This window comes from Leisingera sp. F5 (genome assembly GCF_001593695.1).
In genome coordinates this window covers 1-1,354 of record NZ_LUKH01001013.1, presented here as the reverse complement: position 1 = coordinate 1,354, position 1,354 = coordinate 1, and the positions used below count along the sequence as shown (strand labels likewise).

Here is a 1,354-nt window from a genome sequence, read left to right as displayed (position 1 = left end):
CCGATGGACCGCGAGGCCGGGATTGCCGCCTATCAGGCCATGATCCCGGCGTCCGAGCACAAGCGCCGCCGCGCCGCAGGCCTGCCGCCCGAGCATGTCTATACCGCCGGCCAGGGCGCCGCACCGGTGATGCGGGTGCGGCTCTCCAAGGTGGAGCAGATGACCGATGCCGTCACCAAGTATGAGTTCTCCCTGCCGGACGGCGCCCTGCTGCCCGCGGCCACTGCGGGCGCCCATATCGACGTGGTTGTGGCACCGGAGTTCTTCCGCCAGTACTCCCTGTCAGGCGACCCGGCGGACCGCACGAAATACCAGATCGCAGTGTTGCGCGAGGACACGGGCCGCGGTGGTTCCAGGCTCATGCACCGGATCTTCGAGGAAGGCCGGATGGTGTTCATCTCCAAACCCATCAACCATTTCCCGCTGGTCGAGGGTGCGGCCAAATCCTATTTGATGGGCGGCGGCATCGGGGTGACCCCGATGATCGCCATGGCGCATCGCCTGCAGGCCTTGGGCAAAGACTTTGAATTCCGCTACTCATGTTCGAACAAGGCAAGCGCAGGGTTTCTTAAGGACCTGAAGGGCGTCCCTTGGGCTGACAAAGTGCATCTGCATTTCTCGGATCAAGGCTCCCGCGCAGATCTGAAACACGTGCTGCGCTATGCGCCCGGCAGCCATGTCTACACCTGCGGACCGGAAGCCTACATGCAGGCGGTGCAGGACGCGGCAGAGGCAAGCGGCTTCCCCGAGGAGAGCTGCCACATGGAGTATTTTTCGGTCCCTGAGCAGCCCGAATATGAAAACCACCCCTTCACCCTGAGGCTCGCGAAATCGGGCCGGGAAATTCTGGTGCCAGCCGAAAAAACCGCCATCGAGGCACTGGCCGAAAGCGGTATCCATGTGGATGTGAAATGCTCCGATGGCATTTGCGGCGTCTGCAAGTGCGGGCTGATCTCAGGCGACGCGGATCACCGCGACTTCGTGCTTTCGAATAAGCAGCGCGAGGGCGCCATCATCCTCTGCCAATCCCGCGCGGTTGAACCGGACGGCGTGCTGGAAATCGACCTCTAGCCGGGCGCTGCAATTTTCTTAGGCAGGAAAATTGCTAATTTTTTTTAAAAAAACTTTTGCGCGCGGCAGCGGTTAGTAGGGTTGCCGCTCTCCCAGCAAATACCGCGCCGCATCGACGTAATCAAAGGCCAGCGAAACTGCGATCACTGTGCAGACAGCCAGGATGATCCGCCGCGGCCATTCTGGCATACCGGGCTGCGCCCGCTGCCGCCACAGCCAAATCAGCAAAGGTGTCCACAGGACCACATGCGGCAGTCCCAAGAGGCGCACATATCCAAGCTGC

1 protein-coding gene and 1 pseudogene are annotated in these 1,354 nt (G+C 61.4%); one reads left to right on the top strand and one right to left on the bottom strand.

Annotated elements, in window-relative coordinates; genetic code table 11:
* On the top strand, positions 1-1,071 hold a 1,071-nt coding region (locus A2I95_RS38385; protein WP_291737650.1), incomplete at its 5' end, for a PDR/VanB family oxidoreductase.
* A 72-nt stretch (positions 1,072-1,143) separates the two neighbouring features.
* Here the strand turns inward: A2I95_RS38385 and A2I95_RS38380 are convergent.
* Positions 1,144-1,354 (bottom strand): annotated as a pseudogene (locus tag A2I95_RS38380) (hypothetical protein); the annotation flags it as partial.